This is a genomic window from Stenotrophomonas maltophilia group sp. SKK55, assembly GCF_057179845.1.
In genome coordinates this window covers 1-2,108 of record NZ_JBXUHP010000031.1, presented here as the reverse complement: position 1 = coordinate 2,108, position 2,108 = coordinate 1, and the positions used below count along the sequence as shown (strand labels likewise).

General features: G+C 62.6%; 1 protein-coding gene. It reads left to right on the top strand.

Annotated elements, in window-relative coordinates:
- The coding region (locus tag AC2A1N_RS13685) for a BCCT family transporter (protein ID WP_484372595.1) at positions 1–1,861 on the top strand (1,861 nt) is incomplete at its 5' end.
- Between the last annotated feature and the right edge of the window lie 247 nt (positions 1,862–2,108).

Genomic DNA, 2,108 nt, shown 5'->3' with positions numbered 1-2,108 from the left:
AGCCACGCGGTGGTTCACCGCGGCCAAGTCATGGGCTGCCAATGATGCAGGCTGGTTCACCATCCTTGCGGTGGCCGGCTTCCTGGTCTTCGTCGTCGGCGTCGCCATCAGCAGTTACGGCCGCATCAAACTCGGCCCTGACCACAGTACGCCGGACTACAGCTACGGCTCCTGGTTCGCCATGTTGTTCGCTGCCGGCATGGGCATCGGTCTGATGTTCTTCGGCGTTGCCGAGCCCATCATGCACTACGCCACGCCGCCGGTCGGCTCGCCCGAGTCGGCCGCAGCTGCCCGCCAGGCCATGCGCATCACCTTCTTCCACTGGGGCATCCACGCATGGGCGATCTACGCAGTGGTAGCGCTGTCGCTGGCGTACTTTGCCTACCGGCACAATCTCCCGCTGCGTGTCCGATCCGCACTGTATCCGCTCATCGGCGATCGTATCCACGGCCCGTTGGGGCATGCTGTAGACACGTTCGCCGCGCTGGGTACCATCTTCGGCCTGGCCACCTCGCTGGGGCTGGGCGTCATGCAGATCAACGCCGGCCTGAACTACCTGTTCGGCCTGGAGGTCAGTACGCTCGTCCAGGTTGGCTTGATCACCGTCATCACACTGGTGGCGACCGGCTCGGTCGTGGCTGGCCTGGACAGCGGCGTACGCAGGCTGTCCGAGCTCAACATGATCCTGGCGGCAGCGTTGCTGGCCTTCGTGCTGGTCTGTGGACCCACCGTGCACCTGATGCAGGCACTGGTGCAGAACACCGGCATGTACGTTTCCCAGCTGTTCTCGATGACCTTCAACCTTTATGCCTACGAACCCACGGGTTGGCTGGGTGGCTGGACGCTGTTCTACTGGGGCTGGTGGATTGCCTGGTCGCCCTTCGTTGGCATGTTCATCGCGCGCATCTCACGTGGACGCACCGTCCGTGAGTTCGTGGTGGGGGTGTTGCTTGTGCCGCTTGGCTTCACATTCCTCTGGATGACCATCTACGGCAACACCGCGTTGCACATGGTGCGGGCGGAGGGCATCCAGCAGTTGGTGCAGGCGGTCTCAACCGACAGCTCGATGGCGCTCTTCGAGTTCCTGGAGCACCTGCCGCTGACCATGCTGACCTCTTCGCTGGCGGTCATCCTGGTTGCGCTGTTCTTCGTAACCTCAGCGGACTCCGGTGCCCTGGTAATCGACATGCTTACCTCGAAGGGTGAGGAGGAATCGCCGGTCTGGCAGCGGATCTTCTGGGCGCTGCTGGTCGGCGGCCTTGCGATTGCCCTGCTGGTGGCCGGCGGCTTGGAATCATTGCAGGCGGCCACCATTGCCAGTGCGTTGCCATTTACGATCGTCATGATCCTGATGTGCTGGGGACTGCTGAAGGCCATGCATCTGGATGCAACCAAGCGCTCGATCCTGCGCGAGGCACGTATCTTGCCGGGTACCAGCGAGGATTGGCGGGCGCGCCTGCGCCTGCTGGCGCACAATCCGTTGAAGATCGAGGTGACCGGCTTCATCGAGCAGCGTGTCATCCCAGCATTGGAAGAGGTTGCGGCTGAGCTGCGCAAGCAGGATCTGCCGGTCCAAGTTTCCAAGGGGGAGGATGGTCGTGCGTGGCTGCAGGTTGGCCATGGCGAGGAGATGGACTTCTTCTACTCGGTACGGCCCCAGCCCTATGAGCCGCCGACGTTCGCCCTGCAGGATCCCCGTCGGCCGGTCAGCGAGGGTACCCGTCATTACCGTGCGGAGGTCTATCTGCGGGAGGGCGGGCAGGACTACGACGTCATGGGATGGACCAAGGTTCAACTCATCCACGATGTGCTCGATCAATACGAGCGCCACCGTCAGTTCCTGGACAAGGTGCGCTCGTAGAATCTGCACACAGATGCCGCCCGGAGTAGCGGCATCTGCCTTGGGTCGGGCATGACCCTGCGTTGACGTGGCCTCGGCGCCCGGCCGTGCTATTGATGGTCGAACTTCCCAGGAAGTAGCCCATGCTCACCAGATTGAGGCTTGCAGCCAGCAAAGTTACAAAGCGGATGTGGTTCCGCTCGACCCTGTATGGCGCCCTAGGCATCATCACGGCGTTGGCGGGCGCGTTCCTGAAGTTCCTCATTCC